Below are 2,178 nucleotides of genomic sequence, written 5' to 3' on the forward strand. Positions count from 1 at the left end.
CCTATTGCCGCGTCCCAACCGTCCTGCATTTCAGCGCCAAATGGAAAAATTCGCGTCACTCACAGGCGGGGCAACTGGCCATTTTTCTTGATATCGCGGACGGAGCAGGCTGGTGGCCTTCAGCCTTGCGCGTCTGGATACCGAACGGCAGCAACGAACAATATGAGTACTCGCGCCTGATGCGCGTCGACCCTGCGGCCTGGAGCGCGCAGATGCGCCGCGTGGTCGGTGATCTGGTGGCACGGCTTGCCTGGGAGGACGTCCAAACGACCCGCCCGATGCTGGCAAGCGCCGAGGCCGAGAAGGCGAAGCTGCGGTCTGAGATCTCGCGGCTGCACAATGAGCTGCAGTTGGCTCAGCAAGGCAATTCCGAGCTACGGAGGGCCGCTTCGGACGCGTTCGACAAGGAAGCTGCGTTGCAGCCGGAAATCGCGAGGCTGCGCACCGCGCTCGATCTGGCTCACCAACGCAACGCCGAGCTACGGAGCGCCGCTTCGGATACAGGAAACGAGAAGGACGAGATCGAACAGGCGCTGCAAGCATGCCGAATGCAAATCGCGGCCTTGTATCAGTCCACAAGCTGGCGCATCACCAGTCCCTTGCGCAGGATATCCACAAGCTTGCGTTCGAAAAAATCATAGGGTTCGAAGTCTTGAACTCAGCTTGGTTGGCGGCATCGGCGATCCGGCCGCCAAGGTGATCATTACCCCTTGGCCAGCAGAGCACCGATGAAGGCGGCGCCCGCCCCCGAGGCAGCGGCCGCGTTATCGCCAACCGTCATGCGATGTTCAATGGGACGGCTCCCGGACTGAGCGGCACACCAATATCGGAGACTAGCTTGACGAGGTCCGCCTGCCGCGTCGTGTTGGTCTTGGCATAGATGCGGCCAAGGTGGGTCTTGATCGTGTTCTCACCGACCCCGAGCGACAGCGCACTCTTCTGCGTGGTCAGTCCGCCACCCACGGCCAGCAAAACCCGCACTTCCGCCGGTGTGAGATCGAACAGTGTCGTCAGCACCGCCTCTGAGGGCGGCGCGGCCGAGGTTGTCGTCGAGATGAAGACGGCGGCGCATGCGGGACGGAAAGCCGCGCGCGCGGTCCCCTCGGTCAAAGGCAGCACATAGGCAACGGCTGGGGGCTGGCCGGCCGCGGACAAGGGCAAGCCGATGCCGCGCGCGCCAAGCGAGGCATCGGCATCAGCGGCTCCCGATATCGCTTCCAGCAGGGCGCGGCCCGTTATCGGATTTTGTGCCTGGAGGATGCCGTTTCTGGAAAAGATGGGGTGCTGTGTCGAAAGCATCGCCTCGGCACGGCCGTTCACATAAAGGATCGCGCCATCCGCGCTGGTAAGAACGACGGCGGTTGCAAGATTGTCGAGCGTCGCGCGATAGAGACTGGCGGTCACGCGCGCCTGATCGAGCAGGTCGCCGATCAGCGAAGCGCGGCGCAAATGAGGAGAAAGCAGCGCCATAAAGCGCTGCTCCTCCGCAGTGACGGCACCCCTGCTCGCGCGTGTCGTGAAGCTCACGAGGCCGATCCGATCCGAGGTGTGCACGAATTTGGTGATGCAGCCCTCGCGCAAGCCCTGCGGGCCAGCCCAGTTCCGGTAGAAAGGTGACTGGTGAAGTTCGGCTTCAGTCATGCTCGACAATGTCGACAACGGTGTGTCGATGTCGCCGACGACCACGGCGTTCAGACCTGGAATGTCCTCGAAGCCGTAGTCCTGCTGCAGAACCCGCATTTGCTCCGCATCCCAAGGCGATTGGGCCGCGAAACGGCCATACTGATCGCCGGGATCAGCCAGCGCGATGGTTGAATAGGCGGCGTCCACGGCCTCCGTGAGTCGGACCATGACGACGGTCCAGAACTCCGAATTGAGTGCGCTATCGTAGATGTCGCCGATGATCGACGAAAGCAACTCGTTGCTCAGCCTGTACATTTGCCCCTGCCCAACAGAGCCTTCCCTTTTTGTCAGTCAGGGATACCGCACGCCCTGCCTATACCAGCATGGCCCTGAAAAGCTCAACGCAAGCCGAAGGATTTCTGAGACCTCATTCTTTCGGGTGACGACATTGCAACACGCCAGGCCTAGTGGGCGGCACAAGGCAGGTTCCAGAGCGCGTCAATTCAAGACGCCCTGGCCCTGAGTAGCGTCGGATTCCAAGACTGCGTCCAGGCG

The 2,178-nt window shown here is 61.9% G+C and carries 1 protein-coding gene and 1 pseudogene; one reads left to right on the plus strand and one right to left on the minus strand.

From position 1 onward, the window contains the following. A pseudogene (locus ACXJ7R_RS30700) lies at window positions 1–641 on the plus strand (hypothetical protein); the annotation flags it as partial. Between the two features lie 136 nt (window positions 642–777). On the opposite strand, the gene ACXJ7R_RS30705 reads toward ACXJ7R_RS30700, so the two are convergent. Further along, on the minus strand, window positions 778–1,917 hold the full coding sequence (locus ACXJ7R_RS30705; protein WP_457155089.1) for a LuxR C-terminal-related transcriptional regulator: 1,140 nt from the start codon (window positions 1,915–1,917) through the stop codon (window positions 778–780). Window positions 1,918–2,178 lie beyond the last annotated feature (261 nt).

The sequence above is a fragment of the Mesorhizobium sp. P5_C1 genome, assembly GCF_054049815.1.